This is a genomic window from Agromyces binzhouensis (genome assembly GCF_004135055.1).
GTDB lineage: Bacteria > Actinomycetota > Actinomycetes > Actinomycetales > Microbacteriaceae > Agromyces > Agromyces binzhouensis.
Genome location: NZ_SDPL01000674.1, coordinates 1 through 1,045, shown reverse-complemented (window position 1 = coordinate 1,045; position 1,045 = coordinate 1). Strand labels below are relative to the sequence as shown.

The 1,045-nt window shown below is 76.1% G+C and carries 1 protein-coding gene; it reads right to left on the bottom strand.

Features of this window, described 5'->3' with window-relative positions; genetic code table 11:
- Window positions 1-15: 15 nt before the first annotated feature.
- A complete protein-coding gene (locus ESO86_RS17565) occupies window positions 16-867 on the bottom strand; it encodes an aminoglycoside phosphotransferase family protein (protein WP_165308344.1) in 852 nt (283 codons plus the stop codon).
- Window positions 868-1,045: the final 178 nt, after the last annotated feature.

The following is a 1,045-nucleotide window of genomic DNA, read 5'->3' as shown; positions in this document are numbered from 1 at the left end:
CGGGCGGAGGCCGCCTCAGACGGCGAGTCCCGCGGCCGCCTCCCCGATGCGCTCCGCCGTCGCGGCGCGCTCGGGACGGCCGTCGAGCTCGAACCAGGTGGACGAGAGCGCGCTCCACGCCACGAGCCAGTCGCGGAGGCGCCGGGCCTCGAAGCCCGTCGCCGCGACCGCGACCGCGAACTGACGTGGCAGCCGCCCCGGGACGAGCGCGCGTTCGTGCGACGGGTTGCAGAGCAGGTTGCACACGTCGAACTCGGCATCGCCGAGGAGCCCCTTCGGGTCGATCGCGAGCCAGCCGTGCTCGCCGAAGTCGAGCACGTTGCCGTGGTGCAGGTCGCCGTGCAGCACGGTCGGCTCGCGCCCGTCGTCGAATCGGCGCCGCGCGAGGTCGGCGCCCGCGCGGTGCAGCGGGCCGAGCCGGTCGGCATGGGCGAAGAGCTGGTCGAACCAGGTCTCGAGCGGCACGAGCGCCGGCGGCTCGGGAAGGGCGAGCACGCGGTCGGTCTCGGCGTGCAGGCGGCCGGCGACCGCGGAGACGATGCGCGTCGCCTCGTCGTCCTCGCCCGCGCGGACCATCGCGACGAGGTCGCCTGGTCCCGTGGCCCGCTCCATGAGCAGGGCGTCGTGGTCGCGCCGGATGACCGGCACGGCGCCGCGCCCGTCGAGTGCCGCGAGGAGTGCGGCGCCGCGTGCCTCCTCGGGTTCGTGCGCGATCTTCAGCATCGCCGCGGTGCCGTCCTCGGTGCGGACGGGGATGAGGCGGCTCGTCGTCGTGGTCGTGGCATCGCCGTCCGGCCTGAGCCGCCACCGCCGCAGCCACGCGGCCTCGTCGGCTCTCCCGGGATCGACGGGACCCAGATCGCTCACGAGCCCAGTATCCCGGCGCGACGACAGGTGCGCCGTTAGGATCGGGCCCATGTCGGACGACGCGGTGAGGCGGGCACAGGAGGCGGCGGACGCCGCGGCGGCAGCGGCGGCGGCGCTGCAGGAGCAGGCCGCGGAGGCGATCCGCAAGGCGGAGGAGGCGGCCGCGCTCGCGAGGGCG